This is a genomic window from Ruegeria sp. B10 (assembly GCF_056539825.1).
In genome coordinates, this window is record NZ_JBQFVP010000002.1 from 220,764 (window position 1) to 246,080 (window position 25,317).

The 25,317-nt window shown below is 58.7% G+C and carries 33 protein-coding genes and 1 tRNA gene; 20 read left to right on the top strand and 14 right to left on the bottom strand.

What is annotated here, in order from left to right; translation table 11 throughout:
• Nucleotide 1 precedes the first annotated feature (1 nt).
• Genes ACR0J4_RS03425 through ACR0J4_RS03435 form a run of 3 tightly spaced genes read left to right on the top strand, consistent with a single transcriptional unit; the run spans nucleotide 2 to nucleotide 2,773 of the window.
• Nucleotides 2-1,375 carry an L-serine ammonia-lyase gene (locus tag ACR0J4_RS03425; RefSeq protein ID WP_170642258.1) on the top strand — a complete coding sequence of 458 codons (1,374 nt, stop codon included), beginning with the start codon at nucleotides 2-4 and terminating at the stop codon, nucleotides 1,373-1,375.
• 21 nt (nucleotides 1,376-1,396) lie between these two features.
• Nucleotides 1,397-1,813 (top strand): GFA family protein, encoded by a 417-nt coding sequence (locus ACR0J4_RS03430; RefSeq protein ID WP_170642260.1) that lies wholly within the window; start codon nucleotides 1,397-1,399, stop codon nucleotides 1,811-1,813.
• Nucleotides 1,814-1,858: 45 nt separating this feature from the next.
• Entirely contained in the window at nucleotides 1,859-2,773 is a 915-nt protein-coding gene (locus ACR0J4_RS03435; protein ID WP_170642262.1) for a DMT family transporter, read from the top strand.
• Here the strand turns inward: ACR0J4_RS03435 and ACR0J4_RS03440 are convergent.
• Complete coding sequence (locus ACR0J4_RS03440) at nucleotides 2,718-3,425, bottom strand: thiamine diphosphokinase (RefSeq protein WP_170642264.1); 708 nt, start codon at nucleotides 3,423-3,425, stop codon at nucleotides 2,718-2,720. The genes ACR0J4_RS03435 and ACR0J4_RS03440 overlap by 56 nt on opposite strands.
• Nucleotides 3,426-3,548: 123 nt before the next feature.
• Between ACR0J4_RS03440 and ACR0J4_RS03445 the strand changes: the two genes are divergently transcribed.
• Complete coding sequence (locus tag ACR0J4_RS03445) at nucleotides 3,549-5,162, top strand: hypothetical protein (RefSeq protein WP_170642266.1); 1,614 nt, start codon at nucleotides 3,549-3,551, stop codon at nucleotides 5,160-5,162.
• 178 nt (nucleotides 5,163-5,340) lie between these two features.
• Nucleotides 5,341-5,901: a GNAT family N-acetyltransferase gene (locus tag ACR0J4_RS03450; RefSeq protein ID WP_170551613.1), complete on the top strand. Its 561-nt coding sequence runs from the start codon at nucleotides 5,341-5,343 to the stop codon at nucleotides 5,899-5,901.
• Nucleotides 5,902-6,052: 151 nt separating this feature from the next.
• On the opposite strand, the gene ACR0J4_RS03455 is transcribed toward ACR0J4_RS03450, so the two are convergent.
• The 5 genes from ACR0J4_RS03455 to nthA all read right to left on the bottom strand — a co-directional run bounded on the left by ACR0J4_RS03455 (nucleotide 6,053) and on the right by nthA (nucleotide 9,424).
• Nucleotides 6,053-6,295, bottom strand: a complete 243-nt coding sequence (locus ACR0J4_RS03455; RefSeq protein ID WP_170642268.1) for a DUF2842 domain-containing protein — start codon at nucleotides 6,293-6,295, stop codon at nucleotides 6,053-6,055.
• The gene (locus tag ACR0J4_RS03460) at nucleotides 6,295-7,590 is read right to left on the bottom strand and encodes an adenylosuccinate synthase (RefSeq protein WP_170487726.1); all 1,296 of its coding nucleotides are present in this window, start codon (nucleotides 7,588-7,590) and stop codon (nucleotides 6,295-6,297) included. Before ACR0J4_RS03460 ends, ACR0J4_RS03455 begins: the two co-directional genes overlap by 1 nt.
• 219 nt (nucleotides 7,591-7,809) lie before the next feature.
• Nucleotides 7,810-8,139, bottom strand: coding sequence for a nitrile hydratase accessory protein (locus ACR0J4_RS03465; RefSeq protein ID WP_170642271.1), 330 nt, complete (start codon nucleotides 8,137-8,139; stop codon nucleotides 7,810-7,812).
• Nucleotides 8,136-8,813 carry a nitrile hydratase subunit beta gene (nthB, locus tag ACR0J4_RS03470; protein ID WP_170642273.1) on the bottom strand — a complete coding sequence of 226 codons (678 nt, stop codon included), beginning with the start codon at nucleotides 8,811-8,813 and terminating at the stop codon, nucleotides 8,136-8,138. Before nthB ends, ACR0J4_RS03465 begins: the two co-directional genes overlap by 4 nt.
• Nucleotides 8,810-9,424 (bottom strand): nitrile hydratase subunit alpha, encoded by a 615-nt coding sequence (gene nthA, locus ACR0J4_RS03475; RefSeq protein ID WP_170642276.1) that lies wholly within the window; start codon nucleotides 9,422-9,424, stop codon nucleotides 8,810-8,812. Before nthA ends, nthB begins: the two co-directional genes overlap by 4 nt.
• Before the next feature lie 150 nt (nucleotides 9,425-9,574).
• Here nthA and secG point away from each other — a divergent pair, with 150 nt between their 5' ends.
• From secG to ACR0J4_RS03530, 11 genes are all read left to right on the top strand, one after another.
• Nucleotides 9,575-9,940, top strand: a complete 366-nt coding sequence (secG, locus tag ACR0J4_RS03480) for a preprotein translocase subunit SecG (protein ID WP_170376300.1) — start codon at nucleotides 9,575-9,577, stop codon at nucleotides 9,938-9,940.
• A gap of 160 nt (nucleotides 9,941-10,100) precedes the next feature.
• Complete coding sequence (locus tag ACR0J4_RS03485) at nucleotides 10,101-11,744, top strand: CTP synthase (protein WP_170487733.1); 1,644 nt, start codon at nucleotides 10,101-10,103, stop codon at nucleotides 11,742-11,744.
• A gap of 97 nt (nucleotides 11,745-11,841) precedes the next feature.
• Nucleotides 11,842-12,618: an isocitrate lyase/PEP mutase family protein gene (locus ACR0J4_RS03490; RefSeq protein WP_170642278.1), complete on the top strand. Its 777-nt coding sequence runs from the start codon at nucleotides 11,842-11,844 to the stop codon at nucleotides 12,616-12,618.
• 62 nt (nucleotides 12,619-12,680) lie between these two features.
• Complete coding sequence (locus ACR0J4_RS03495) at nucleotides 12,681-12,974, top strand: DUF1330 domain-containing protein (RefSeq protein ID WP_170642280.1); 294 nt, start codon at nucleotides 12,681-12,683, stop codon at nucleotides 12,972-12,974.
• 42 nt (nucleotides 12,975-13,016) lie between these two features.
• On the top strand, nucleotides 13,017-13,466 hold the full coding sequence (locus tag ACR0J4_RS03500; protein ID WP_170457878.1) for a tellurite resistance TerB family protein: 450 nt from the start codon (nucleotides 13,017-13,019) through the stop codon (nucleotides 13,464-13,466).
• A 20-nt stretch (nucleotides 13,467-13,486) separates the two neighbouring features.
• Nucleotides 13,487-13,924, top strand: a complete 438-nt coding sequence (locus tag ACR0J4_RS03505; RefSeq protein WP_170487737.1) for a tellurite resistance TerB family protein — start codon at nucleotides 13,487-13,489, stop codon at nucleotides 13,922-13,924.
• Between the two features lie 5 nt (nucleotides 13,925-13,929).
• Nucleotides 13,930-14,673 carry a PhnD/SsuA/transferrin family substrate-binding protein gene (locus ACR0J4_RS03510; protein WP_170747289.1) on the top strand — a complete coding sequence of 248 codons (744 nt, stop codon included), beginning with the start codon at nucleotides 13,930-13,932 and terminating at the stop codon, nucleotides 14,671-14,673.
• Nucleotides 14,674-14,798: 125 nt separating this feature from the next.
• Complete coding sequence (locus ACR0J4_RS03515) at nucleotides 14,799-15,575, top strand: ABC transporter ATP-binding protein (protein WP_170718231.1); 777 nt, start codon at nucleotides 14,799-14,801, stop codon at nucleotides 15,573-15,575.
• A 34-nt stretch (nucleotides 15,576-15,609) separates the two neighbouring features.
• Nucleotides 15,610-16,359, top strand: coding sequence for a transporter substrate-binding domain-containing protein (locus tag ACR0J4_RS03520; protein WP_170551634.1), 750 nt, complete (start codon nucleotides 15,610-15,612; stop codon nucleotides 16,357-16,359).
• An 81-nt stretch (nucleotides 16,360-16,440) separates the two neighbouring features.
• Nucleotides 16,441-17,328 (top strand): ABC transporter permease, encoded by an 888-nt coding sequence (locus tag ACR0J4_RS03525; protein WP_170376284.1) that lies wholly within the window; start codon nucleotides 16,441-16,443, stop codon nucleotides 17,326-17,328.
• Nucleotides 17,325-18,131, top strand: coding sequence for an ABC transporter permease (locus ACR0J4_RS03530; protein ID WP_170470205.1), 807 nt, complete (start codon nucleotides 17,325-17,327; stop codon nucleotides 18,129-18,131). The genes ACR0J4_RS03525 and ACR0J4_RS03530 overlap by 4 nt, the downstream gene beginning before the upstream one ends.
• A 91-nt stretch (nucleotides 18,132-18,222) precedes the next feature.
• On the opposite strand, the gene ACR0J4_RS03535 is transcribed toward ACR0J4_RS03530, so the two are convergent.
• Nucleotides 18,223-18,299, bottom strand: a tRNA-His gene (locus ACR0J4_RS03535).
• A gap of 47 nt (nucleotides 18,300-18,346) precedes the next feature.
• Entirely contained in the window at nucleotides 18,347-18,829 is a 483-nt protein-coding gene (locus tag ACR0J4_RS03540) for a GNAT family N-acetyltransferase (protein ID WP_170642282.1), read from the bottom strand.
• Between the two features lie 78 nt (nucleotides 18,830-18,907).
• Between ACR0J4_RS03540 and ACR0J4_RS03545 the strand changes: the two genes are divergently transcribed.
• Nucleotides 18,908-19,096, top strand: a complete 189-nt coding sequence (locus tag ACR0J4_RS03545) for a DUF6324 family protein (protein ID WP_170376278.1) — start codon at nucleotides 18,908-18,910, stop codon at nucleotides 19,094-19,096.
• 6 nt (nucleotides 19,097-19,102) lie between these two features.
• Here the strand turns inward: ACR0J4_RS03545 and ACR0J4_RS03550 are convergent, their stop codons facing one another.
• Complete coding sequence (locus ACR0J4_RS03550) at nucleotides 19,103-19,534, bottom strand: MmcB family DNA repair protein (RefSeq protein WP_170376276.1); 432 nt, start codon at nucleotides 19,532-19,534, stop codon at nucleotides 19,103-19,105.
• A gap of 115 nt (nucleotides 19,535-19,649) precedes the next feature.
• On the opposite strand from ACR0J4_RS03550, the gene ACR0J4_RS03555 reads away from it, so the two are divergent.
• Nucleotides 19,650-19,970 (top strand): ArsR/SmtB family transcription factor, encoded by a 321-nt coding sequence (locus ACR0J4_RS03555; protein ID WP_170376274.1) that lies wholly within the window; start codon nucleotides 19,650-19,652, stop codon nucleotides 19,968-19,970.
• Nucleotides 19,967-20,392 carry an SRPBCC family protein gene (locus ACR0J4_RS03560; RefSeq protein ID WP_170376273.1) on the top strand — a complete coding sequence of 142 codons (426 nt, stop codon included), beginning with the start codon at nucleotides 19,967-19,969 and terminating at the stop codon, nucleotides 20,390-20,392. The genes ACR0J4_RS03555 and ACR0J4_RS03560 overlap by 4 nt, the downstream gene beginning before the upstream one ends.
• 213 nt (nucleotides 20,393-20,605) lie before the next feature.
• On the opposite strand, the gene ACR0J4_RS03565 is transcribed toward ACR0J4_RS03560, so the two are convergent.
• The 5 genes from ACR0J4_RS03565 to ACR0J4_RS03585 all read right to left on the bottom strand — a co-directional run bounded on the left by ACR0J4_RS03565 (nucleotide 20,606) and on the right by ACR0J4_RS03585 (nucleotide 23,822).
• The gene (locus ACR0J4_RS03565) at nucleotides 20,606-20,911 is read right to left on the bottom strand and encodes a hypothetical protein (RefSeq protein ID WP_170478268.1); all 306 of its coding nucleotides are present in this window, start codon (nucleotides 20,909-20,911) and stop codon (nucleotides 20,606-20,608) included.
• 59 nt (nucleotides 20,912-20,970) lie between these two features.
• Nucleotides 20,971-21,453, bottom strand: coding sequence for a transcription antitermination factor NusB (nusB, locus tag ACR0J4_RS03570; RefSeq protein ID WP_170478264.1), 483 nt, complete (start codon nucleotides 21,451-21,453; stop codon nucleotides 20,971-20,973).
• A complete protein-coding gene (locus ACR0J4_RS03575) occupies nucleotides 21,450-22,001 on the bottom strand; it encodes a 6,7-dimethyl-8-ribityllumazine synthase (protein ID WP_170551662.1) in 552 nt (183 codons plus the stop codon). Before ACR0J4_RS03575 ends, nusB begins: the two co-directional genes overlap by 4 nt.
• Before the next feature lie 2 nt (nucleotides 22,002-22,003).
• Nucleotides 22,004-23,125: a 3,4-dihydroxy-2-butanone-4-phosphate synthase gene (gene ribB / locus ACR0J4_RS03580; RefSeq protein ID WP_170551665.1), complete on the bottom strand. Its 1,122-nt coding sequence runs from the start codon at nucleotides 23,123-23,125 to the stop codon at nucleotides 22,004-22,006.
• A 109-nt stretch (nucleotides 23,126-23,234) separates the two neighbouring features.
• Nucleotides 23,235-23,822 (bottom strand): riboflavin synthase, encoded by a 588-nt coding sequence (locus tag ACR0J4_RS03585; protein ID WP_170551668.1) that lies wholly within the window; start codon nucleotides 23,820-23,822, stop codon nucleotides 23,235-23,237.
• A 140-nt stretch (nucleotides 23,823-23,962) separates the two neighbouring features.
• Between ACR0J4_RS03585 and ACR0J4_RS03590 the strand changes: the two genes are divergently transcribed.
• Nucleotides 23,963-25,261 (top strand): capsular polysaccharide export protein, LipB/KpsS family, encoded by a 1,299-nt coding sequence (locus tag ACR0J4_RS03590; RefSeq protein WP_170642284.1) that lies wholly within the window; start codon nucleotides 23,963-23,965, stop codon nucleotides 25,259-25,261.
• Nucleotides 25,262-25,317: the final 56 nt, after the last annotated feature.

Consider the following 25,317-nt stretch of genomic DNA (forward strand, 5'->3'; position numbering starts at 1 on the left):
CATGTTCCTCTCTGTCTTCGATATGTTCAAAGTGGGCATCGGCCCGTCCTCATCCCACACCATGGGCCCCATGGTGGCCGCCGCGCGTTTTCTGGACATGATGCGTGCATCGCCGTTTGAATTTGCCGGGCTGCGCGGCTCACTACACGGCTCGCTGGCCTTTACCGGAGTGGGTCATGCCACCGACCGCGCCACCATCCTTGGCCTCGCCGGATTCGTGCCGGACACATATGACAACGACAAGGCCGAGGCCGCGCTGGCCGCAATTGCTGAGACGCACACGGTAACGCCTGAAGGGCTACCGACGCTGACCTTCAACCCAAAGACCGATCTGGTCTTTGACTACGACCACAACCTGCCCGGCCACGCCAACGGTATGATCCTAATGGCAACCGACGCGCAGGGCGATGTGATACTGCGGCAGGTCTTCTACTCGATCGGCGGCGGCTTTGTTCTGACCGAAGAGGAACTGGCCGCTGGCAAGGCCACCGACGAAGGCGCCCCAGTGCCCTTCCCCTTCAAATCGGCTGTCGAGATGTTGGAGATGGCCAAGTCCAGCGGCAAATCCATTGCCGAAATGAAGCGTGCCAACGAAATCGCACGTGGCTGCGCGGACAGTTTTGCCAAAGGCTCTGCCCGGCTGTGGCAGGTGATGAACGACTGTATCGAGCGTGGCCTGACCACCGATGGCATCTTGCCCGGCGGCCTCAGCGTGCGTCGCCGGGCCAAGGGTATATATGATGCGCTGATGGCCGAGCGCGGTATGAACCTGACCGCGCCGCACACCATCAACGATTGGATGAGCGTCTATGCCATGGCCGTCAACGAGGAAAACGCGGCCGGAGGCCAGGTGGTCACCGCGCCAACCAACGGCGCGGCGGGCGTTCTGCCTGCAGTGCTGCGTTATTACCTCGACCACGTGCCCGGCGCGTCCGAAAGCCATATCGAGGATTTCCTTCTGACCGCAGCCGCCATTGGGGGGCTGGTGAAATTCAACGCCTCGATCTCAGGCGCTGAGGCCGGATGTCAGGCCGAGGTCGGCAGCGCCTCAGCTATGGCCGCGGCTGGTCTCTGCGCCGTCATGGGTGGCACGCCCGAGCAGGTCGAAAACGCCGCCGAAATCGCGTTGGAGCATCATTTAGGCATGACCTGCGATCCGGTTGCAGGGCTGGTTCAGGTACCTTGCATTGAGCGCAATGGTCTTGGCGCGATCAAGGCCGTTTCGGCCGCGTCACTTGCTTTGCGCGGGGATGGGCAGCATTTTGTGCCCCTAGATGCGGTGATCGAGACCATGCGTCAGACCGGCCATGATATGCATGAGAAGTACAAGGAAACCTCATTGGGTGGTTTGGCCGTAAACGTCCCGAACTGCTGAGGTCAGACAGGAGGCAGCGTGATGCGTGGACATTGTTTGTGTGGCAAGGTCGCGTATGAAGTTGATCCTCCGGTCTTGTCCTGCGTCTCATGCCATTGCGACAGTTGCCGCCGCCAGTGTGCCGCTCCGATGACGACCTATTTCGGGGTGCGCGACGGCCAGTGGCGCTGGACCGGAGAAGAACCGAAGCGCTTCAACTCTTCGCCTGGGGTCGAGCGTAGCTTCTGCCCGCATTGCGGAACTCCGATCTCATTTCGGTCGACCAAGATGTCGGACGTTCTTCACCTCTATGTCGCAACGCTTGAGAACCCCGAAGCCTTGGAGCCAACTCTTCATGTGTCACATGAAGAGAAGCTGACGTGGCTGAAACTGGGTGATGATCTGCCCACCTGCATCGGCCCGGACTACACCAAGGTTCAACCCCTTCCGAAGGCTTGAGAACAGAGCTTTTCTCGGCCTTGGGAAACCGCTAGCGTCGCGCCCATGACTCAGGATCGTCCCGTATTCGGCATCGTGTTGATGCTTGGTTTCTGCGTGCTTGCCCCGATGGGGGATGCGCTGGCAAAGCTTTTAGGGGAAACAACGCCACTGGCACTGTTGGTTTTCGCGCGTTTTGCCATTCAGGCGGCGATCCTTGTGCCCTTGGTCGCGATGACCGGCAGGCCGTGGCGCATGCGGGGCCGTGTTCTGCGGCTGACCGTGATCCGCACGCTTTTGCACATCGCGGGCATCACCGCGATGTTCTCGGCGTTGCAATTCCTGCCCTTGGCGGACGCGGTCGCCATCGCCTTCGTGATGCCCTTCATCATGCTGCTGCTCGGGAAATACATACTGAACGAAGAGGTCGGGCACCGCCGCCTTGCAGCATGTATCGTCGGCTTCGCCGGAACGCTTCTGGTCATTCAACCCAGCTTTGCCGAAGTCGGGCTGCCCGCGCTTTTACCCCTGATCGTCGCTGTTGTCTTTGCCTTGTTCATGCTTGTCACGCGCCAGATCGCCAAAGAGACCGACCCGATGTCGCTGCAAGCCGTATCGGGCGTGTTTGCCACAATCCTGCTGCTGCCGCTTCTGATCTGGGGAACGCAGTCAGAAATCTGGGAGCTGTCATTCACTCTCCCCTCAGGCAACGAACACTGGCTGCTTCTGTCGATCGGAGTGCTGGGGACCGTCGCCCATCTGCTGATGACATGGTCGCTGCGCTATGCGCCCTCGGCCACGCTGGCACCGATGCAGTATCTGGAGATCCCCGTCGCCACTCTGATCGGCTGGCTGATCTTTCACGACCTGCCGAACGGTCTGGCTGCGCTTGGCATCCTGATCACGATCGCAGCAGGCCTCTATGTTATTCTGCGAGAGAGGGCCACGGCGCGCTCTGCCCCGACTGAAACGCCTGCATAACCTGATCCAGAGCGCTGCGCGGTACCATCACCAACATTCCCGGACCGTCCATCTGAAGCTCAAGCTTTGAAATGACACGGTTCGAGGTGCCCACCTGCCCGCTCGGATCGAATTGAAGTCCCTCGATCGGCCACTCCAACCCACGGCTGCGCCCGGTAACTTGTTTCAGAGGAAAGAGAGAAACGACCTCGCCCGGCGCCAGATCCAACACGATGTTGGGCGGTGCGTGGAAAACGACCTCATTCGAGCCGATCAGAACGCAGGCCTTGTCCGGATATCGGACCAGAGTGTTTAAGACCGCCAATTGATGGTCCAGCCGCCCTCCCAGAAATCCGGCCCCCAACACCAAAGGGGCCTGCACGCTGCGCAGTGCCTTGTCGAAATCCGTGCTGTCCTGTTCCGCAATCGGAAAAAGGCGATCCTGGGGAATACGAGTTCTGATTTCGGGGGACAACGAATCGAAATCACCAATCACGGCATCCGGAATCCGCCCCGAATCAACCAGCACCGAGGCTCCACCGTCTGCCGCGACCGCAAATGTGACGCGATTCAGCACCAAACTCAGGTCTTCGGGGCCGATCTGCCCCCCTCCAAACAGCCCGATTGGGCCATTTGAACGTACAATTGACCCATTTTTTCTCAGATTGATCATTTTTCCCGGATTTGGACACATTGAGACCACAAAATGATAGGTTCATGCAGTTAGTTCCGAGTCGATCGGGTTGCCCCTGTCCGGGCGGATCGGCTCAGTTAGTTTGTAAAGGACGCATGTCTGATGGTACAGAACAACAAGGTATTGACCGTTTCCTATGGGACTTTCTCGTGCACTTTGGAAGGGTTCGACGACTCTTTCGAGACTATGAAAGCCATAGCCGAATACTTCCGCGATCTTGCGGCAGAAGACAGATACTTTGGTTCTGAACCCCCGCAACCTGACGCCGAAATGCTGACACGGATTGCACAGCGCGACAACGCGCAACAAGTCGAAGCGCGCCCGAGCGATACCGGCCTGCTTCTGCGCGCGACGGAAACACCCCCCCGTACTGAAACGCCCCCCGCCCCTGAAGCGACACTGCCACAGGATAACGCCATGCCCCAATCGCCCGATCTGAATGTTGTCCAGCCGACCCCCTCTGCGACACCTGAAACAGACACTGCCGCATCTTTCTTTTCCGAAGCTGCGCCGGTCGATGCCGACGCGGACCCGGCGCCCGATAGCCTGGCCGCCAAGCTGCAACGCATCCGCGCGGTTGTTTCCCATTCGGACGTGGATACGGACAACTATGCCGAGGAAGAGGTCGCCCCCCTAACGGCCGACGCCCCCGCGCCGATGGACGCTGTCTCAGCCGCCTTTGCGGCAGGTTCGCTGAGCCCCGGAGATCTGGCCCCTCAGGCCCCGGCCCCTACCGAGGCACCTGCCGTCGAGGCCGTTGAAGAGGCATACGCGCCGGAACTGCCGGATGCGCCATCCATGGAGCCGGCGCCGCTCGATTTGCAAGATGAGACCCCAATGCAAATCGAGTTTAAAGACTCAGAGGAAGAAGAGGCCCCCGAGGTGATCTTCGACGAAGACACCGAGACGGCGACCGATGACGGCGATGAGGTTGAGAATATCCTTAGCCCAGCAGACGAAGCAGAAGACGACCAGCAAGGTGTTCTGACCGCTGAGGATGAAGAAAGCCTGTTCCTCGAGATTTACGAGATCGAAGAGGAAATGGATGCGCAAGCGACCACGGCGTCCTCGGATCTGGATCAGGATGTCTCGCGCCTGATGGCAAAAGCAGATGAGCAGATGGACGACCCGGCCGCAAGCGGCACGCGTGAGGCCTATTCCCATCTGCGTACGGCCGTTGCTGCAACCTCGGCGGAAGATGTGGCCAAGCAGGCCGCGACTGATGAAGAGTATCGTGGCGATTTGGCCTCGGTCGTCAGCCCCCGCCGTCCGGATGATGTTCAGGTTACCAGCAAACGCCCTGATGCAGACATGGCGGCCCCTCTGAAGCTGGTCGCCGAGCAGCGTATTGACGCGCCCAACGCGGATACTGGCCCGGTGACCCCCCGCCGTGTCACCTCGGATCAGTCCGAGGACGCGTCAGAAGAAAGCGGCTTTGCACAATTTGCACAGGATCAGGGCGCTCAGTCTCTGTCCGACCTTCTCGAAGCGGCTGCGGCGTACTTGTCCTTCATCGAAGGGCAGGAACAATTCTCGCGCCCGCAATTGATGAACAAGGTCCGCTCGCTGAAACAGGATGAGTTCAATCGCGAAGAAAGCCTGAAGTCCTTCGGGCAGCTTCTGCGCGACGGCAAAATCGAAAAAGCTGGCGGAGGGCGCTTTGCGGCCTCAAGTGACATCGGTTTTCGCCCGGAAGGTGAGCGCGCCGTAGGCTGATATCCTTCATTTCGCTATCGAGAGTGGGTCGGAGATTTCTTCGACCCATTTTCTTTTTGCACTTACCCTACGGAATCTCGATGCGGACATGATGTCGCTATGCTGCACTGCAGAAAAATGATATCGTCTGAGTAAAGGTAACAGATCTTTCAGTTCGTGTTCAAATCAAGGCTCCGCCATGTATGAACTACCTATTCGACGCCTCAGAGCATTCGACAAACCCAAAATAGAAAGCCATTTCAAGAGTCTCGATGCAGAAGCACTGACATCTCGATTTGGCGTACCGGTCAGCCCGGCCTTTGTTGAGAATTATCTCTCAGGCATATTCAAAAATTCTGCGCTGGTATTTGGCGCATTCCCCGATTCCTGCCTGCGTGGTGTCGGAGAGTTGCGGGCTGTTCATGACAGCCACAACCATGTGGCTGAACTGGCCTTTACCGTTGAAACAGTCTGGCAGGACCTAGGGATCGGCGATGCACTGCTGTCGCGGATAGTCACTGCAGCCCGCAATCGTGGATTTCGCGAAGTCCACATGTTGTGCCTTGCCACCAATCAAAAAATGCGCCGTCTGGCTGCAAAACACGAGGCCGAGCTGAAACTGACGACAGGACAGATCGAGGCGACCCTGACAGCGCCCTGGCCCACCCCCTTCAGTGTCGCCGAAGAAATCTCGGGCGAGTATCATGCCATGGCCCGAGCGATCCTAAGTTGGTCGGGAAACGATCGGCGAACCGGCTAGGGTCAGACATAGACGCGCAGCGCCTTTGACGACCAAATGCGTTCTTAGAACCGGACCATCCAAAGCTGAAACTTCGGACTTGCCCTCATCTCACTATCTCGGTGGTGCGCAGGGAAATGACGCAAGCCTGTGACCCAAGCAGAGATACTGATCAGTCTGGCTTTTGGTCCGGGTCTTCTTTCCCAACACCCTTGAACACGAACTTGAAGGGCAAAGCCCACAGAATGCCCAGCGCCACGTAAACCAACAGCTCAAGCCAGATCGGAGGACGATCCAGCCAGTTCACCACCGTGACTACGGCGACAATATAGACAGGCAGGCCGATCACCAGAATGAACAGAGACCAACGCCTGCGCGCCTTGTAGCTGAGGCCGGGTGTCTTGTCGTCCGACATCAGTCTGCAAACGGGTCGGTCACCAGAATGGTGTCGTCCCGCTCCGGGCTGGTAGACAGCAGCGCCACAGGGCATTCGATTAACTCTTCGACCCGGCGCACGTATTTGATCGCGTTTGCGGGCAGATCCGCCCAGCTGCGCGCGCCTTCGGTGGATTCGCTCCAACCGGGCATCTCTTCGTAGATGGGCGTGCAGCGCGCCTGCTGATCGGCGGCGGTCGGAAGATAATCCAGACGCTCGCCATCCAACTCGTAGCCGGTGCAGATCTTCAGCGTTTCGAACCCGTCCAACACATCCAGCTTGGTCAGAGAGATCCCATTCACCCCGCTCGTCGCGCAGGTCTGGCGCACCAGACAGGCATCAAACCAGCCGCAGCGACGCTGACGGCCTGTGGTCGTGCCGAACTCATGCCCACGCTCGCCCAGTCGCTGACCATCGGCGTCCTCAAGCTCGGTCGGGAACGGCCCCTCACCCACGCGGGTTGTGTAGGCTTTGACGATTCCCAGCACGAAGTCGATCGAGCCCGGCCCGATCCCCACGCCCGTCGCCGCTTGACCAGCGATCACGTTCGAGGACGTCACGAAAGGATAGGTGCCAAAGTCGATATCCAGCAGCGCACCCTGCGCGCCTTCGAACAAAATACGTTTGCCCGCCTTGCGCTTTTCGTTGAGAACCTTCCAGACCGGAGCCGCAAAAGGCAGAATTTCCGCTGCAATTTCTTTCAGTTGCGCCAAGAGAGCATCCCGGTCGACAGGTTCAATCCCCAAACCCTTGCGCAATGGGTCGTGGTGCTGCAGCGCACGATCAACACGAGCTTCCAAGGTCGCCTCATCGGCAAGATCGGCAACACGCACCGAACGGCGTCCGACCTTGTCTTCATAAGCCGGGCCAATCCCGCGCCCCGTTGTGCCTATCTTGGTTCCCTTGCTCGCGGCTTCCTCGCGCGCGCGGTCCAGTTCACCATGGATCGGCAGAATCAGAGGGGTGTTCTCGGCAATCATCAGCGTCTCAGGCGTGATCTCAACGCCCTGAGCGCGCACAGTCGCGATTTCTTTGACCAGATGCCATGGGTCCAGAACCACGCCATTGCCGATCACGCTGAGCTTACCGCCGCGTACTACGCCCGAGGGCAACGCATGCAGTTTGTAAACCTCGCCATCAATAACCAGAGTGTGGCCGGCATTGTGCCCGCCCTGAAAACGCGCGATCACGTCTGCCCGCTCGCTGAGCCAGTCGACGATCTTGCCTTTTCCTTCGTCACCCCATTGGGCGCCGACAACAACCACGTTGGCCATATCCGGTCCTTTTCGCGAAAAGATATCAAACTCGGCTGATATAACGAGGCTCAGACGGTAGGGAAACCGATATTTCGCCGCATCTGCAAATCGCGCTGCGCGCAATGCCTCCGGCGGGGATATTTTAAGCCAGATGAAGAACGGATCCCCTGCTTCAGCTGGCCGAAAATATCCCGGGGGAGTCGCCAAAGGCGGCGGGGGCAGCGCCCCCAACTCGTTTTACGGCAAACGGACCGGTTTACCATGAGGCGTGGTCAGATAAGCCTCTTCCCAAGCGCGATGCAGCAAGGTGACCTCATCCGAGCGGGCATCTCCTTGTTCAGCCAACAAGGTCTCAAGGGTTTCTAGCCATGCGTGGAAGTAGTCATCCCCGCCATCCAGCTCTTTGTTCAAACCGTTCCGTTTCAACGTGTTCGAAAACCGGTCTGCCCAGTCGGGCCAGTCAAAACGTCCCGCTTCGTTCAGCGCGACGGTGACCGCAAAGACCTGCGCATGCCAGGGTTCTGAGAACACAGGCTCTGGCGCGGAGGCTGTGATGCAGTTGCTCATGTAGGCTCCAGATAGGATTGCCACAGATCAAGCACCACCTCATCGTTGGCGTGTTCCGGATCGGCCCACAGCTCGGACGCCAGGAAAGATACGGCATAGAGAGGTTCTGGGGCCTCTCCCAGCCCGTGGGCATTGGAATCGGGTAGAACATGCGTTCCGTGCAGGCGTACGATCCGGCCTTGGGCCCCAGCGGCGTAGGTCGGCAAACGTGTATGCCCACCATCAACCAAACGGTTCGCGGAGGGACGCACTGTTTGCACCATCTGTCCGACCTCGAACTGCGCCGCGATGTTCGAATTGCGATCAGCAGGGCCGCCTTTGGCCAATGCAGCTGCGACGGCTTGGGCTTTCAGCGTGCGGTCCGCCAATGGATGATCACCAGCCGTGGTTTCTCTGCGCAAATCGTCGAGGGTCAGCACCCCTTTGGCGACCAACAGATCGGCCAGCCCAGAGATCCATTTCTCATAGTAGGAAAACCGGGTGTAGTCCTTCGGCGACAGCTGCTCACGCGCGTGGCGCGATGTGTCAATGTTCCATTGCCCCAAAAAGCCCGAGGCCAGCGTTACGGCCAAGGCCCGCGCGTGCCAGTCTTCGGCAAAGATGGGAGCGTCTTCAGCTTCCGGGTTGATCGGGCCGTCTCCAAACCGCCCTCCCATATCGTGAACGCGCGTCATGATGCCTCCTTGGGCAGGCCCGCGCCGATCATGCTGTCGCGCGTGACCAAAGCCGCGAGTTCCTCTTCGCCCAACCCTTCAGCCCCCTCGGGACGCATGGGCAACACAAGATAGCGAATCTCGGCCGTGGAGTCCCAGACGCGTACCGCCGTATCCTCGGCGAGCGTGACACCAAACTCGGCCAGGACCTTACGCGGTTCGCGCACGGCGCGGGCGCGGTAGGCGTCGGATTTATACCAGCCGGGCGGAATACCCAGCAGCGGCCACGGGTAGCAACTGCACAGCGTACAAACGACCATGTTGTGTTGCTCCGGCGTATTTTCGACCACCACCATATGTTCGCCCTGACGACCATAGTAGCCAAGTTCGGCCACGACCGGCGTTGCATCTTCAAGCAATGCAGCCTTGAACGCAGGATCGCTCCAAGCCTTGGCGACAACGCGCGCGCCGTTCTGCGGGCCAATCTTGTTCTGGTACGTGTCGATGATTTCATCCAGCGCCGCCGGGTCGATCAAACCCTTCCGGGTCAGAATCGTTTCAAGCGCTTTGACGCGCAGCGCGGGTTCGGGGGGCAACAAGGCGTGCGGGTGGTCAGAATGATCATGAGGCATGGCCGCAGGGTGCGCCAAGCTTGACCGATCTGTCCAGTCCCTTTGGCGTGATGTGCAACATCATCAACTGTGATGCCAACTCGTGACTTGCCCCCAGAACCAAACTTGCATAAGTACCACGCGATACACGCCACGCTGTACAGGACCACCATGGAAAACGTCGTTCTCATCATCCATCTTCTTCTGGCTTTGGGCCTGATCGCCGTCGTTTTGATGCAGCGGTCCGAGGGTGGCGGTCTTGGCATGGGTGGCGGTGGCGGCGGCGCCATGACAGGCCGCGCAGCTGCAACGGCCCTGGGCAAAGTGACTTGGATCCTGGCCGCCTGCTTTATCGTCACCTCGATCACCTTGACGATTCTGGCAGCGCAGAAGTCCTCGGGCAGCTCCGTCATCGACCGTTTGGGCGTTCCGGCCCCGGCCGCGACTGAAGAAAGCGCACCTGCGGTTCCGTCCGCAGATGACCTGCTGCCTCCGGCGCAGGGCGACAACGCTCCGCTGATCCCGCAGGCCGACTAAGCCACAAAACCTAGAAACCTGAAAGAGAACTGCAACAGCATCTTGCGGTTCTCTTGCGCTATTGGCGCGAATCCTTTATACGTGAAGTCCCGTGATGCAGCGGTTTTTCGGAACCGTCGGGCAGCTGATTTTGACGTCTCACGGGAGCAGCCGAAAAAACATGGCGCGTTTTATTTTCATCACTGGTGGTGTGGTTTCGTCCTTGGGTAAAGGACTGGCTTCGGCGGCTCTGGGATCGCTGTTGCAGGCGCGGGGATACTCGGTGCGTCTGCGCAAGCTGGACCCCTATCTGAACGTCGACCCTGGCACCATGTCGCCTTTCGAGCATGGCGAGGTTTTCGTCACCGATGATGGCGCCGAAACCGATCTGGACCTAGGTCACTATGAACGCTTCACCGGTGTGGCCGCACGCAAGACCGACTCGGTCAGTTCGGGGCGGATCTATTCCAACGTGTTGGAAAAAGAACGCCGCGGAGATTATCTCGGCAAGACCATTCAGGTGATCCCGCACGTCACCAATGAGATCAAAGACTTCATCGCGATCGGTGAGGATGAAGTTGATTTCATGCTGTGTGAGATCGGCGGTACCGTTGGCGATATCGAAGGCCTGCCCTTCTTTGAGGCTATTCGTCAATTCAGCCAAGACAAGCCGCGCGGTCAGTGCATCTTTATGCACTTGACTCTGCTGCCCTACATCAAAGCCTCGGGTGAGCTGAAAACCAAGCCGACCCAGCACTCGGTGAAAGAGCTGCGCTCGATCGGCCTGGCCCCCGACATTCTGGTTTGCCGGTCCGAGGGGCCGATCCCCACGAAAGAGCGCGAAAAGCTGGCCCTGTTCTGCAATGTGCGCCCCGATAGCGTGATCGCGGCGCAGGACCTGTCCACCATCTACGACGCGCCTCTGGCCTATCATAAGGAAGGTTTGGATCAGGCGGTTCTGGACGCATTCCAGATCAGCCCTGCCCCCAAGCCCGATCTGGCCAAATGGGAGGACGTCAGCGACCGCATTCACAACGCCGAAGGCGAGGTGAAGGTCGCGATTGTAGGTAAATACACCCAGCTGGAAGACGCCTATAAGTCGATTGCCGAGGCGCTGACCCATGGCGGCATGGCTAACCGCGTCAGGGTCAAGATCGAATGGGTCGATGCTGAGGTTTTCGACCACGAAGATGCCGCCCCCTATCTGGAGGGCTACCACGCCATCCTCGTCCCCGGCGGCTTTGGCGAACGTGGCACCGAGGGCAAGATCAAGGCGGCGCAATACGCGCGCGAGCATAAGGTGCCTTATCTGGGCATCTGTCTCGGCATGCAGATGGCTGTGATCGAAGCCGCGCGCAATGCGGCTGGTATCACCGAGGCGGGCTCGGAAGAGTTCGACCACGAGGCTGGTAAGAAACGGTTTGAGCCGGTGGTGTATCACCTCAAGGAATGGGTTCAGGGCAACCACAAGGTCGAACGCAAAGTGGGCGACGACAAGGGCGGCACCATGCGCCTTGGCGCCTATAACGCGGTTCTCGCTGAAGGCTCGAAAGTTGCGAATGTCTATGGCGGCACTCAGATCGAGGAACGCCACCGTCACCGCTATGAGGTCGACATCAAATATCGCGAGCAGCTTGAAAAAGCGGGCCTGAACTTCTCGGGCATGTCACCCGATGGCCGCCTGCCCGAGATTGTCGAATGGTCGGATCACCCGTGGTTCATCGGCGTTCAGTATCACCCCGAGCTGAAATCCAAGCCGTTTGACCCGCATCCCCTGTTCCGCGACTTCGTGCGCGCGGCCAAGGACAGTTCTCGACTGGTCTGATCCGGTCGCTGCAACGTGATGTACCGACACAATTAAGCGCTTAGGATTCCGGCGTCATGGGATTAACTGTTGAACGAGTTTCGACAGGAGATACCCCATGACGACCCAAGCCCAACGTGCTGAAACCTTCACGCGCCTGCATGTCAAAGGCGACCCCGTCATCCTGTTCAACATCTGGGACGCGGGCAGCGCCGCCGCGGTGCGCGATGCAGGCGCTCAGGCGATCGCGACGGGCAGCGCTCCGGTCGCGATGGCGCAAGGCTATGCCGACGGGCAGCAAATTCCGCTGGAGGTCGCGTTAGACAACGCAAAGCGCATCGTCAGCGCCGTTGATCTGCCCGTCACGCTGGACTTTGAAGGGGCTTATGCCGTCGATCCTGCTGGCATCACCGACAATACGACACGTGCTTTGGATTGCGGTGTTGTCGGCTTCAACTTCGAAGATCAGATCGTCGGCGGAGACGGCCTTCACACCATTCCCGATCAAGCGATGCGAATCGAGGCAATGCGCAAGGCCTGCGACGCGACCGGTATTCCCGCCTATATCAATGCCCGCACAGATATTTTCCTAAAAGCACCGGCCGACACGCATGATTCTACGATGCTGGAAGACGCCATTGCCCGCGCTACGGCCTTCCAATCCGCAGGCGCTAGCGGCTTCTTTGCCCCGGGCCTGAAAGATGAGGCCATGATCCGACAGCTCTGTGAGGCCACCGAGTTACCGGTCAACATCATCGCTCTGCCTGGAACACCAGACTCAGCGACACTCGCCAAGCTGGGCGTGGCCCGGATCAGCTACGGCCCGGTGCCCTATCGCCAGATGATCGCATGGCTAACCGAACAGGCGCGTCAGGCCATCGGCTATGCCGGATAGGAGCGACTTGCAATTTATACGCAAACTTCGCACCTTGCCCTAAACCGATGCGGGAGAGCTGCATGAGCAAAGGCTACTGGGTGGCCCATGTCGATGTCGACGATATGGAGACATACAAAAACTACATCGCTGCGAACGCTGAGCCTTTCGCTGCCTACGGCGCCCGCTTTCTAACACGCGGCGGTTTGCGCGAGGTCAAAGAGGGCGCAGCCCGGGCAAGAACGGTTGTGATCGAGTTTCCCAGCTACGAACAGGCCCTCGCATGTTACGAAAGCGAAGGCTACCAAAAGGCCAAAGCGCTGCGCGATCCTGTCTCGCTCGGCGATCTTGTGATCATTGAGGGCTATGACGGGTAGTCTCAACTTGGCGCGCCACAAAATATGGATTAGATTGGCCTCATGTTGAAAAAATTCTTCCAAGCGTTTCGACCGCCACAGACAGAACACCTGCCCGACCCCGACGCCGAACTGGCGCTGGGTGCGTTGATGGTGCGTGTTGCGCAGGCTGATCGGGACTACAAGCTGGAAGAGATCAGCCTGATTGATCGCATCCTGGCCCGCCTCTATCAGCATAACGCGATTGAGGCCGCCAAGGTTCGTGCCACCTGCGAGAAACTTCATGCGGCGGCACCGGACACCGACACTTTCGGCAAGCTGATCCGCGAAACCACCGACTTGAACGAACGCCTCGCCGCGCTAGACGCGCTGTGGGAGGTCGTGCTGGCCGATGGCGACACGGATGAGGGTGAGATCAAAATCGTCGAAGAGGCCCGCATGGCAATGGGCCTGAGCTTCAATGATAGCAAATCCGCCCGTGAACGCGTGCAAAGCCGCTTGGAAGCTCACTAACCTGCCTCTATATCTGTCTCATGTTTCGTGATTTTCTGTCCCGGCTGACACAGCCTGACCCCGACCCACTGGCCGAAGATGACGCCCGCCTGGCGCTGACGGCGCTTTTGGTGCGTATCGCCCGGTCCGACAATGACTACGCTGACTCGGAAATGGCCCGAATCGACAAGGTCTCGGTCGAACGCTATGGCCTCTCACCTTTCGAAGCTGCAGGCCTGCGCGCCCGCGCCGAAGACCTTGAGGCCGAGGCGCCCGATACCGTCCGCTTCACCCGCGCGATCAAAGAGGCCGTCGCCTACGATGATCGTTTGGCCGTTGTACAGGCCATGTGGTCGGTCGCCCTCGCAGATGGGCAAAGGACCGGCGAGGAGGATTCGCTGCTACGCCTCGTGGTCAGCCTGCTGGGTGTCAGCGATGTGGATTCGGCCCTCGCCCGTCAGAAGGCAGCTAAAGCGTGACAGCGATGCTGGGCATGTATGACATGCCTGCCCTGCGCGCCTCCAATGATCGCTTCTGGGATCTGATCAGGACGCATTTGGGGTTCGGTCCCGCCAGTCTGGAGCGGTCCCGAGATTTCTGGGAAATCTGGCGCGATCCCGATCTGATCTTTGCCCAAACCTGCGGTATGCCCTATCGAACGCACCTTCACGATGCTGTGCAACTGATCGGCACGCCGGATTATGGTCTGCCCGGCTGTCCAGAGGGTTACTACAGATCCGTCTTTGTCGCCCGCGCCGGTGATCCGCGCAGTCTGGCGGAGCTGACGGACGGGGTCTTTGCCTATAACGAACCCCTCTCTCAATCCGGCTGGTCTGCTCCGATCACGCATTTGTCCAAGATGGGGCTTGCACCGAAGCACCTGCAGCAGACCGGAGCGCATGCCAATTCGGCCCAATCCGTGGCCGAGGGCATGAGCGATTTCGCCGCGCTCGACGCGCTGACCTGGGAGCTTCTTAAGGAGCATACCGATCTGGGAGACGCATTGCGCGACGTTGCTGAAACGGAACCGACCCCCGGGCTGCCCTATATCACATCGAAATCGCAGGATGCGCTTCGGATCGCACGCGCGGTTCAGGCTGCTATTGATGATCTGGCGGATGAGGATCGAGTCAATCTGCGCATCCGTGGGTTGATCAAAATTCCCGCAAGCGCGTACCTCGCCATTCCAACTGCGCCTTCGCCCGAAGCACAGTTGCGCAGCAGCTAACCAATTTGATCACGACCTTTGATCATTTTGATTGATTCCCAGCGCGAATCTGTGTTTTGCGCATTGCATTGCGCCGGATTTTCCGCCCTATTACCGCACCAACACCACTCATGACTGGAGCTTCCGTGACAGACGCCTCTGCCGTAATCGAGATCAAGGACCTTCACAAAAGCTTCGGCAATCTCGAGGTGCTCAAGGGCGTGGATATCACCGCGAAACGCGGCGATGTGGTCTCGCTCATAGGGTCCTCTGGCTCGGGGAAATCCACCTTACTGCGGTGCTGCAACCTTCTGGAAGACAGCCAGCAGGGGGAGATCACGTTCAAGGGCGAACCCGTTAAATGGAGCGGCTCGGGCAGCGCTCGTCGTCCCGCCGATCCTAAACAGGTCCTGCGCATTCGTACCAATCTGTCCATGGTGTTCCAGCAATTCAATCTGTGGGCGCACATGACCATTTTGCAAAATGTCATGGAGGCCCCGGTGACCGTTTTGGGCCGTGACAAGGCCGAAGTGGAAGACAGCGCGCGCAAATATCTGGAAAAGGTCGGCATCGGCGACAAGTGCGATGTCTACCCGGCACAACTGTCCGGTGGTCAGCAACAACGCGCTGCCATCGCACGCGGCCTGTGCATGGAGCCCGAAGCACTGCTGTTCGATGAACCAACCTCGGCACTCGACCCCGAGCTGGAGCAGGAAGTGATCAAAGTGATCAAGGATCTCGCCGCCGAGGGCCGGACTATGATCATCGTGACCCATGACATGAAGATGGCCGCCGATATCTCAAGCCACGTGGTGTTCCTGCATCAAGGCCGGATCGAAGAGGAAGGCAGCGCCGAAGATATCTTTACCGCACCTGAATCCGAACGGCTTCGGGGCTTTCTTTCCGCCACTCAGGCGGCATAAGTTTCAAAAACAGAACCAAACTGGGGAGTAACCAATGAAAAACCTGATTCTGTCCACCGCAGCACTGGCGCTGACCGCCGGTATCGCAATGGCCGACACCGTCCGCATGGGCACCGAGGGTGCCTACCCTCCGTATAACTTCATCAATGACGCCGGCGAAATCGACGGGTTCGAGCGTGAAGTCGGCGACGAGTTGTGCAAGCGCGCAAACCTGGAATGCGAGTGGGTCAAGAACGACTGGGACTCGATCATTCCGAACCTGGTCTCGGGTAACTACGACACCATCATCGCAGGCATGTCGATCACCGACGAACGTGATGAAGTTATTGATTTCACTCAAAACTACTTCCCTCCTGCGGCGTCGGCCTATGTTGGCGCATCGGACGGAGTTGACGTAGGCGGCGGCATTGTTGCGGCACAGACTGCAACCATTCAAGCTGGTCACGTAGCTGAATCCGGCGCGACTCTGGTCGAGTTCGCGACCCCCGAAGAAACCATCGCAGCCGTGCGCAACGGAGAAGCAGACGCCGTATTTGCCGACAAGGACTTCCTTGTGCCGATCGTCGAAGAGTCGGCCGGTGAGCTGGTATTCGTAGGCGATGACGTCCCGCTGGGCGGCGGTATCGGCCTTGGTATCCGTGAATCCGACGGCGAACTGCGCGGCAAGTTCGACGAAGCGATCACTTCAATGAAAGCAGATGGTTCGCTGAACGAACTGATCGTCAAATGGTTCGGCGAAGGCGTTCCGACCTACAACGCCGACGGTTCTGTCGTTTCCAACTGATCTGCACTAAAAGGTTCGGCGTCTTGAAGGTGCCGAACCTGCCCCGGCCTCGCGCCGGAGTTGACGTTCGAAAGACGCCACATGTTTTCCTATTGCGCTGATCCCGACACGCTGGGCACATTCCGCTGGTTTTCGTGCTATTTGACCAACGGCGTGCATTGGTCGTTCTACCTGTCCTTTCTAAAGGTGCTTGGCCTGCTGGCCGTGACCGCTCCGGTCGCGCTGAGCTTTGGCTTTGCGGGCGCGATGGCAGCCAGGTCACATGTCGCGCCGCTCAGCTGGCTGGGCAAAGGGTACATCGCCATCGTGCGCGGCGTCCCGGACATCGCATTTTTCCTGTTTTTCGTCATAGCCCTGGATCAGGCCTTTGAGTGGACGCGCCACCAAGTCATGTGTCCCGAATGGACGGATCCGGTCCGTCAAGGCAATGACTTCATCGTCTGTCAGGCCGCCAAACTGCCTTTGGGCAGCGCCCCGGAATGGGTTCACGAGACCTATGGGTTCTTTCTGGCCGTTGTCACCTTTTCCATCGTCTTTGGCGCGTTCGCGGCCAACGTTCTGTTCGGCGGTATGCGCGCCGTGCCACATGCTCAGCTTGAAACGGCCGAGGCCTATGGCATGACCCGCCGGCAAACGTTCTGGCGCATTCTTGTACCGCAGATGTGGGTCTACGCCCTGCCAGGCCTGTCCAACCTGTGGATGGTGCTGATCAAGGCCACCCCGCTTCTGTTCCTGCTGGGCATCGAAGACATTGTCTATTGGGCGCGTGAGTTGGGTGGCACCAAAACGTCGCGCTTTACCGATTACCCCCATGGCGACTGGCGCATGTGGTATTTCCTGTTCCTGCTGATCTTCTATCTCGGCATGACCCGCGTCTCGGAAATCGTGCTTGAAAAGCTGATGCGCCGCTTGTCCCACGGTCAGGCCACATCCGGTGGAGAGCTGTTGCGCAAGGAGACGACGGCATGAGCTGCATCCAGACGATTCAGGACTACGCCCTGCGCTCTGTCGGCCTTGGCGAACGCCTGTTACCCAAATCAGACTTCACCCTGTGCGAACAGTTCACGCTGATCGGCTCGGGCATGATCTGGAATGTCTATTTCGGCATCATGGCCCTGGCGACTGGCTTCTTCCTGGCCACCGCCCTGGCCGTCGGCAAGGCATCTCCGAACAAATGGCTGCGCAAACCCTCGGAGTGGTTCATCTTTCTGTTCAGAGGTTCTCCGCTGTTCATCCAGTTCTTCTTTGCCTATTTCTTCTTCCTGTCGCTAAAGAAGCCCTATCCGATGTTCGACGCCCTGACGTCGGCCTGGTTGGGTGCGCTGATCGTACTGTTCCTCAACACAGCCGCTTATACGGGTGAGATCTTCTATGGCGCCCTCCGCTCGATCCCCAAGGGTGATATCGAGGCCGCAGATGCCTATGGCATGACCGGCTGGGCTCGCTTCCGCCGGATTGTCTGGCCGACCATGCTGCGACTGGCTTGGCCCGCCTACACTAACGAGGCAATCTTTCTGTTCCACGCGACAACGCTGGTCTTTTTCTCGGCCTTCCCAGCATGGCAACAGCGCGGAGACGCGCTGTATTACGCCAGCTATTTCGCGGACAAGACCTTCAACCCGTTCATCCCCTATCCGATTCTGGCCTTCTATTTCATCCTGCTGACGTTGGTCATCATCTGGGGCTTTGGACTGGTCAACAAGCGACTGAACCGGCACCTGCCCGCCGCTCGGAAAAGCAAGATGAAGTTGCGGCTGAACCTGGCGCGCTGATCTCCAGCGCGCCTGAGCATCAAAATCTAACACTCTACGCCGCGCTTCCAGCGCGGTTTATTGTTCGAAACCTAGGTTGATCGAGGGAAAATGGTACCGCCTCCCTGGCTTGAACAGGGGACCTCTGGATCCACAATCCAGCGCTCTAACCAACTGAGCTAAGGCGGCACTTGTGAGGGGCGATGTACCGAACACGCCACGGGAATGCAAGAGGATTAAAGCCGAATTTTCCAGCTTTGTTCGACGAGATCGACGCCGAAAGAATACACCGGCTTGCTGTCCACCAACTGCCATCCCGTGGACCGGTACAAGGCGCAGGCGGCCTTGTGGCTTTCATGCGTCCATAGCTGCATTTGCTGGTACCCAGCCGTCTTGGCAAAGCCCATGCAGGAGCCAAGAAGCCGCTTTCCCAGCCCCAGACCGCGTGCCTCGGGTACCAGAAGAAACAGGCGCAGTTTTGCGGTCTGCGCGTCCAGTTTGACGCAAAAGATACTCCCCAGCCTTTGGCCTTCTGCCTCGGCGATCCAGCCCTTCTCACACGCTGGGTCATGATCGGCAATAAAACCATCCAGAATGCGCGCGACCAGCGGGGCGAAGCTGTCATCAAACCCCTCATCGCGAGCATAGAGGGTTCCATGGCGCTCGACCAACCAAGGCGCATCCTGGGGCTGAAAGGGTCTGATCCTTACATTCTCCATACCGTATCAGAGCGCAAAGGCGGCTTGATTCTCAACCCCGTGCGCGCTAGCAGGAACGCTCAGTCCCCGGAGGCGAGTATGGGTATCAACACCGAACGCGACATTCAGGCCAACCTTCAGATCGGCCCTACCGATCAGGGTATGGTGCGTCTGTTTATCGAGGCCGACGGCCTTGAGATTCCGATGGATTTCGATCCCGAGGAAGCCGAAGAGATCGCAGACGAGCTGCGTGCCGCCGCACAAGCTGCCCTGGCCGTCAAAGGCTGATCTGCGTCACAGCCGCGGGTCGCGCAACCCCTGCAATCGACGTGCAGCATCTGTGGCGAATTTCTGGATCATCTTTTTACGCCGGGCCGGAGGCAGCTTGTCCTCGGGTGCCATGCGAATGATCTCAGCATCGTAGGCGTCTGCGATAATCAGACCGGTTTCCTGAGGCAAGAGGTCCGTTGGGAACTCGGTATCGACAGCCCAAAAGAATCGATCGCACCACTCCAGATAGCCTTGCCACTTCGAATCTGACTGATAGTCGGCACGGCTGGATTTGCACTCTATCACCCAAAGCTCGCCCTTTGGACCTAGCCCCATCACATCAACGCGTAGCCCTCGCGCCGGCACAAATTCTTCAACGGAAACAAAACCGTGGGCGGTTAGATGGCGCGCGACGCCGCGCGCAAGTTTCTGTCCAGGCTGTAAATCCAGTGTCATGCTGAGAATGTGAACAATTAGTGAACAAAAGTAAAGCCTTCGCTCGACACTTGACATGATACCATATGGTATCTCATTAATATGATACCAAATGGTATCTTTACCGGGGAGACGAATGCAGACCCTAACCCAAAACGCGTTCCGTGCGCTGGCAGACCCAACCCGTCGGGACATCATCAAATTACTTGCCTCTCAAGACATGACGATTGGGCAGCTGACGAACCGGTTCGACATGACGAGGGCTGCCGTCAAAAAGCACCTGACGGTCTTGTCTGATGGTGGGCTGATTACGGTGGAAGCCCGCGGCAGAGAGCGCATCAACCGAATTGAACCTCAGGGCATGGCCCCGATCTTGGATTGGCTCAGCTACTTTGACCAGTTCTGGGATGAACGCCTCAACTCCCTTAAGGAAGCTATTGAAAGGAAAAAAGAATGACGAATGCCGTATTGCAAAAAACGATCTTTCTACGGGCCGATCCAGATACCGTCTGGGCCTATCTAACTGAGCCCGAACGGCTGGCAGAGTGGTTTCACAAGCCGGAGCGCACGTTGACCAAGGGAAGCAAACTGCAAATGTTCGGGACCAACAGCGGCGACCTGCTGATCTGGGGCGAGGTACGGGAAGCACGTGCCCCTGAATATCTTGAGTACACATTCACTGTGAAGCCGATGGGAGACGCGGTCAGTCTAGTCAAATGGACGCTGACCCCTGTGGCAGGCGGTACGAAGCTTAGCCTTCAACATGAAGGCCTGCCTCAGGGCGCGGATGCGTTCGGCCTGATCCTTGCGCTCGACAATGGCTGGGATGAGCATTTCGGCAAGATGCGCACAGCGCTGCACGAAACTGTTGATGCCTGACCCCTTGTGTAAACCCGCCGGACGCCCTACGTAGGCGCTTGGCGGGTTCTGCCCTTCTTGTGACTGGTAGCATTCTGGTGGCCTTAAGCAATTCCGAGGGGGCTGGCTCTGTTCAGGTCCTGGCCTGATTACCTGGCGCCCACCTGTACATACAGGTCCTCGGGAATCACACCGCACGGTTGACTGGTGGTCCCGCCACATTTTCCATGAAATTCAGCGCTCTGCGCGCGCTTCCTGCTTGGCCAATGCCGGCTTGAAGCTGTCCACCACAGGCGAGCCGCGACGTGGGCCGCCGGGTTTTTCTGCCATGCTCATGATCTTGTAGCCGAACTGCACACCGGCAAACACGATCCCGTTCATGAACCAGATCATCGCAAGGGCGACCAAACCGATCTCCGAACTGGTGATCAAATGCCGAAGGTTTGCCACGTTAAATGCCAGAAGCACCCCGACAAACACGGCCGAGATAACGAAACCCCAGGCGACTTGCGTGATATACAGGCGGATCAGTTTGGGCATGGCGAACCTCATTGCGCTATGACATTCAGGTTAGCGCATGTTTGATTCGAGTAAAGGCGTCAGAATGCCTCGGGCTGGGCCTCGCGGGCCATGTGATCCAGCACGGCGTTGACGAATTTCGGCTCTTTACCTTCAGGGAAGAAGGCACGCGCGACGTCGACGAACTCGGTGATGACCACTTTGGGCGGCGTGTCGCTTTGCGTCAGCTCGGCCCCGGCGGCACGGAACAGCGCCCGCAGGGTTGGGTCGATACGTGAGATTGGCCATTTGGCGACCAGAGCACGGTCGGTCATCTGGTCGATCGGCGCCTGATAGTTCACCGCATTGTCGACCAGCGACCGGAAGACGCTGATGTCGCCGTCCAGCATTTCTTCGCCCTCGTAGACGGCACCGAACCGGTGATCCAGAAACTCATTCACGACCGCTTCGGTCGTCTGCCCCGATTGCTCCATTTGGAACAGTGCCTGCACGGCATAAAGCCGAGCGGCGGATTTCATCAGGCGTTTCTGGTTGGCCGGTTTCGGCGCGTCTGTCTGGGTCATGCTGTCGTGGATCCGTTGCTGTCGCCCGCCACAAGGATGGACTCGGACGGCGGCTTGAAACCCACGCCCTTTTTGGAAGAGCCCCACTTACGGCTGAGCGCGATCAGATGCAAGGCCGCAGCGGCTGCTCCGCCACCTTTATTCATCTTTTCAGGATTTGCGCGGACTTCAGCCTGATCGTCATTCTCGACGGTCAGGATGCCGTTGCCGATGCAAAGCCCCTGCAGGCCCATCAATTGGATCGCACGACTGGAGTCGTTGCAGACGGTCTCATAGTGTGTGGTCTCGCCGCGAATGACACAGCCCAGCGCAACATAGCCGTCGAAGTCGCACTGACGGTCGGCCATAGCGATAGCGGTTGGGATCTCAAGCGCGCCGGGAACTTCGACGACTTCGCAGGTCCCGCCCACCGCTTCGATCTCGGCCTTCGCACCTGCGATCAGGTTGTCGGCAATCGCGCGGTAGAACGGCGCCGCGACGATCAGCAGCTTTACCGGTTTGTCGAAGCTGGGTGTCGGCAGAATGCCATGTTTGTCTTGTTCAGCCATGATCAGTCTTCCTTCAGGATCGGGCGGGTGCCAACGATGGACAGCCCAAACGCGTCCAGCCCCAGATATACGGTTTCGGGCGAGTCGGTCAGCAGGACCAGCTCTTGAATGCCCAGTTTGGACAGGATCTGAGATCCCAGACCGGTTTGCTTGATGGTCCGCGGGCCCTCATCTTCGGCGGCGTAGAGTGAGTTGCGCGGCTGGCGGAACAGACAGACGACCCCCCGGCCCTCTTCCGCGATCTTCTCCATTGCGCGTGGCAATTCGCGAGAGGACTTCGGACCGAGGCCCAAGATATCCGGCGCTTCGTGCAGCGCGTGGGTACGGGTCAGGACAGGCTCGGGCGTCGTGATATCGCCTTTGATCATGACGACATGTTCGATGCCGTGAAGCTGATCGGTGAACAGGCGCATTTCCCATTCGCCGCCGTATTCCGACGAGACCATCTCACGCGAGGTTTCGACCACGAGGTTATCATTGCGCGAGCGGTAGGTGATCAGGTCGCTGATCGTACCGATCTTCATGTCATGGGTTTTGGCGAACTCGACCAGATCGGGCAGACGGGCCATGGTGCCGTCGGGCTTCATTATCTCACAGATCACGCCTGAGGGGTTCAACCCGGCCAGGCGTGAGATATCCACGGCAGCCTCGGTGTGGCCTGCGCGGACCAGCACCCCACCCCGCTTGGCGCGCAAGGGGAAGATGTGACCTGGTGTTGCGATATGGGCCATCGTGTTCTGTTCATTGATCGCCGTTGCCACGGTCAGCGCGCGATCCGCGGCTGAAATACCGGTCGACACACCTTCACGCGCTTCGATCGAAACCGTGAACGCCGTTTCGTGGCGGGATGAGTTGTTCACCGCCATCATCGGAAGCGCCAGCGCATCGACCCGTTCAGCCGTCATCGGCAGGCAGATCAAGCCGCGCCCATGGGTAGCCATGAAATTGATCGCCTCGGCATCGGCAAATTCTGCGGCAATGACCAGATCGCCTTCGTTCTCACGATCCTCGTGATCAACGAGGATATACATCCGGCCTGCACGGGCCTCTTCGATGATGTCCTCGATCGGGCTGATCGCATCGCGCAGCTGGGCCTCGACCGGGCCGGGGGTTTCAAAGCTCATGGGGCAGCCTTTCACAAGAGCATTTCTGCAAGGCGGGATAGACCACCCCGCATCCAAAAGCCAGAGCACAAACGGCCTGAGCGGGCTCAGACGCGACGTATTCTAACGCTCAGACGGTCTCGGCCAACCGGGCGACGTAGCGGGCGAGAGTGTCGATTTCCAGATTCACCCGATCCCCCACTGCGACATCACCCCATGTGGTGACCTCTTTGGTGTGAGGGATGAAGTTGATGCCGAAATCGCAACCCTCCACATCATTCACCGTCAGAGACGTCCCGTTCAACGCAACCGATCCTTTGGGTGCAATAAAACGCGCCAAGTCCTTGGGCGCGCGCAAGGTAACGCGGGTGCTGTCGCCTTCGTCGCGCACATCGACAACTTCGGCGACGCCATCCACATGTCCCGATACGATGTGACCGCCCAGTTCGTCGCCAACTTTCAACGCCCGCTCAAGGTTGACACGCTTGCCCAACGCCCAGCTGTTCAGGTTGGTTTTCGAGACGGTCTCGGCGCTGATCTGAACGTCATACCAATCATCGCCCAGCGCAATCACGGTCAGACAAACGCCATCGCTTGCAATCGATGCGCCAATGTCAATCGAGGCCGTGTCATAGCTCGTCTGGATACGCGCACGCAGGTCGCCTTGCTGGTCCAACTCGGTCACTGTTCCGATATCGGTCACGATCCCTGTAAACATTCCGTCAACCCTCGCGTTCTACCCTGTCTCAGACTATCAGGGCCGAGGTAAGCTGATCCGCGCCGCCCGGCAAGCCCAACCTTGCCGAGAAATCCTCAGGCAGGCATAGTTTCGACAAGAATATTGGCTAAATCGCGCAGATGCACCACCCAGACCCAATCGCTGACCCTCGGGTCTTTCTGTTCCTGCAAGGCCCGCATGGCCCGTTTTTCAACGCGTTGGGCCGGATGCTGCGGGCCTCGGGGGCGCAGACATGGCGTGTTGGCTTCAACGCGGGCGATCAGGCTTTCTGGTTCGACAGAAAAAGCTACATCGCCTATCGCGATGCGCCGGAACACTGGCCCGAGGTGCTGCAGGCGCTGATCGCCGAGAAACAAGTGACAGACATTGTTCTTTACGGCGACACCCGCCCTGTTCACGCAAACGCCGTCAGGATCGCCAAGACACGAGGCATCACCTTGCATGTGTTCGAGGAAGGCTACCTGCGCCCATGGTGGGTCACCTATGAGCGTGACGGCTCAAACGGCAACTCGCGGCTTATGTCTCTGGATCTGGACCAGATGGCACAGGCCTTGTCGCATTCGGGCGGGCACGCGCCGCCGCCGCCGTCCCATTGGGGCGACATGCGACAACACATCTTCTACGGCGCGCTCTATCACTGGTTCGTGCTGTTTCTGAACGGGCGCTATCGAAATTTCAAACCGCACCGCGCGCTGCCAGTCTCGAAAGAGTTTCGCCTTTATTTCAAACGTCTTATGCTGATGCCCGTGCACCGGCTACAACGAAGTCTGGCCACGGCGCGGGTACGTAGCGGGGCCTTTCCTTATCACCTTGTACTGTTGCAACTAGGGCATGACAGCTCGGTCCAATCCCATTCAGACTATTCGGGAATGTGCGCTTTTTTAGAACAAATGATGGAGGGCTTCGCGAAAGGCGCTCCCACGCATCACCACCTTGTCATCAAGGAGCATCCGCTTGAGAACCACCGCGAACCCCTCCGCCGACGTGTTCGGGATTTGGCGCTTAGTTTCGGGATCAAGGGACGGGTTCACTACGTTCCCGGCGGCAAACTGGCGAAACTGCTGGACGACGCCAACTCGGCCGTGACCATCAACTCAACTGCCGGGCAGCAAGTTCTGTGGCGCGGTATCCCCCTTCGGATTTTTGGTCGTGCGGTCTATAAAAAACCGGAACTTGTGTCACAACAGGAGGTTAGCTGTTTCTTCGCCGACCCTGAATTACCCGACATCGGGGCCTACCAGTTGTATCGACGGTTTCTGCTGGAAACCAGTCAGGTTCCGGGCGGCTACTACTCCAGACGCGGACGTCGGCAATTGCTGCGCCGCACTGTCGACATGATGCTGAGGGCTGATGATCCCTATCAGGCCCTGCTGTCCGTCGACGCGACCCCAGAGCCACAGTTGAAAATCGTTGAGTAGACCCGGCCATCCTTCTCTGGAAGTTGTAGCGATAAAAGAGTAGTTTGCCGAAAAAC

Bases quoted from the DNA above. Each gene is read 5' to 3' on its own strand.
- ACR0J4_RS03585 (WP_170551668.1), bottom strand. From the start codon at position 23,822: ATGTTTACAGGGATCGTGACCGATATCGGAACAGTGACCGAGTTGGAC.
- ACR0J4_RS03550 (WP_170376276.1), bottom strand. From the start codon at position 19,534: ATGACACTGGATTTACAGCCTGGACAGAAACTTGCGCGCGGCGTCGCG.
- ACR0J4_RS03435 (WP_170642262.1), top strand. From the start codon at position 1,859: ATGACTCAGGATCGTCCCGTATTCGGCATCGTGTTGATGCTTGGTTTC.
- ACR0J4_RS03565 (WP_170478268.1), bottom strand. From the start codon at position 20,911: ATGCCCAAACTGATCCGCCTGTATATCACGCAAGTCGCCTGGGGTTTC.
- ACR0J4_RS03450 (WP_170551613.1), top strand. From the start codon at position 5,341: ATGTATGAACTACCTATTCGACGCCTCAGAGCATTCGACAAACCCAAA.
- ACR0J4_RS03485 (WP_170487733.1), top strand. From the start codon at position 10,101: ATGGCGCGTTTTATTTTCATCACTGGTGGTGTGGTTTCGTCCTTGGGT.
- ACR0J4_RS03530 (WP_170470205.1), top strand. From the start codon at position 17,325: ATGAGCTGCATCCAGACGATTCAGGACTACGCCCTGCGCTCTGTCGGC.
- ACR0J4_RS03505 (WP_170487737.1), top strand. From the start codon at position 13,487: ATGTTTCGTGATTTTCTGTCCCGGCTGACACAGCCTGACCCCGACCCA.
- secG (WP_170376300.1), top strand. From the start codon at position 9,575: ATGGAAAACGTCGTTCTCATCATCCATCTTCTTCTGGCTTTGGGCCTG.
- ACR0J4_RS03555 (WP_170376274.1), top strand. From the start codon at position 19,650: ATGCAGACCCTAACCCAAAACGCGTTCCGTGCGCTGGCAGACCCAACC.
- ACR0J4_RS03525 (WP_170376284.1), top strand. From the start codon at position 16,441: ATGTTTTCCTATTGCGCTGATCCCGACACGCTGGGCACATTCCGCTGG.
- ACR0J4_RS03455 (WP_170642268.1), bottom strand. From the start codon at position 6,295: ATGTCGGACGACAAGACACCCGGCCTCAGCTACAAGGCGCGCAGGCGT.
- ACR0J4_RS03560 (WP_170376273.1), top strand. From the start codon at position 19,967: ATGACGAATGCCGTATTGCAAAAAACGATCTTTCTACGGGCCGATCCA.
- ACR0J4_RS03445 (WP_170642266.1), top strand. From the start codon at position 3,549: ATGGTACAGAACAACAAGGTATTGACCGTTTCCTATGGGACTTTCTCG.
- nthA (WP_170642276.1), bottom strand. From the start codon at position 9,424: ATGCCTCATGATCATTCTGACCACCCGCACGCCTTGTTGCCCCCCGAA.
- ACR0J4_RS03465 (WP_170642271.1), bottom strand. From the start codon at position 8,139: ATGAGCAACTGCATCACAGCCTCCGCGCCAGAGCCTGTGTTCTCAGAA.
- ACR0J4_RS03510 (WP_170747289.1), top strand. From the start codon at position 13,930: ATGCTGGGCATGTATGACATGCCTGCCCTGCGCGCCTCCAATGATCGC.
- ACR0J4_RS03460 (WP_170487726.1), bottom strand. From the start codon at position 7,590: ATGGCCAACGTGGTTGTTGTCGGCGCCCAATGGGGTGACGAAGGAAAA.
- ACR0J4_RS03545 (WP_170376278.1), top strand. From the start codon at position 18,908: ATGGGTATCAACACCGAACGCGACATTCAGGCCAACCTTCAGATCGGC.
- ACR0J4_RS03490 (WP_170642278.1), top strand. From the start codon at position 11,842: ATGACGACCCAAGCCCAACGTGCTGAAACCTTCACGCGCCTGCATGTC.
- nthB (WP_170642273.1), bottom strand. From the start codon at position 8,813: ATGACGCGCGTTCACGATATGGGAGGGCGGTTTGGAGACGGCCCGATC.
- ACR0J4_RS03590 (WP_170642284.1), top strand. From the start codon at position 23,963: ATGCACCACCCAGACCCAATCGCTGACCCTCGGGTCTTTCTGTTCCTG.
- ACR0J4_RS03520 (WP_170551634.1), top strand. From the start codon at position 15,610: ATGAAAAACCTGATTCTGTCCACCGCAGCACTGGCGCTGACCGCCGGT.
- ACR0J4_RS03425 (WP_170642258.1), top strand. From the start codon at position 2: ATGTTCCTCTCTGTCTTCGATATGTTCAAAGTGGGCATCGGCCCGTCC.
- ACR0J4_RS03440 (WP_170642264.1), bottom strand. From the start codon at position 3,425: ATGATCAATCTGAGAAAAAATGGGTCAATTGTACGTTCAAATGGCCCA.
- ACR0J4_RS03500 (WP_170457878.1), top strand. From the start codon at position 13,017: ATGTTGAAAAAATTCTTCCAAGCGTTTCGACCGCCACAGACAGAACAC.
- ACR0J4_RS03575 (WP_170551662.1), bottom strand. From the start codon at position 22,001: ATGGCTGAACAAGACAAACATGGCATTCTGCCGACACCCAGCTTCGAC.
- ACR0J4_RS03540 (WP_170642282.1), bottom strand. From the start codon at position 18,829: ATGGAGAATGTAAGGATCAGACCCTTTCAGCCCCAGGATGCGCCTTGG.
- ACR0J4_RS03495 (WP_170642280.1), top strand. From the start codon at position 12,681: ATGAGCAAAGGCTACTGGGTGGCCCATGTCGATGTCGACGATATGGAG.
- ribB (WP_170551665.1), bottom strand. From the start codon at position 23,125: ATGAGCTTTGAAACCCCCGGCCCGGTCGAGGCCCAGCTGCGCGATGCG.
- ACR0J4_RS03430 (WP_170642260.1), top strand. From the start codon at position 1,397: ATGCGTGGACATTGTTTGTGTGGCAAGGTCGCGTATGAAGTTGATCCT.
- nusB (WP_170478264.1), bottom strand. From the start codon at position 21,453: ATGACCCAGACAGACGCGCCGAAACCGGCCAACCAGAAACGCCTGATG.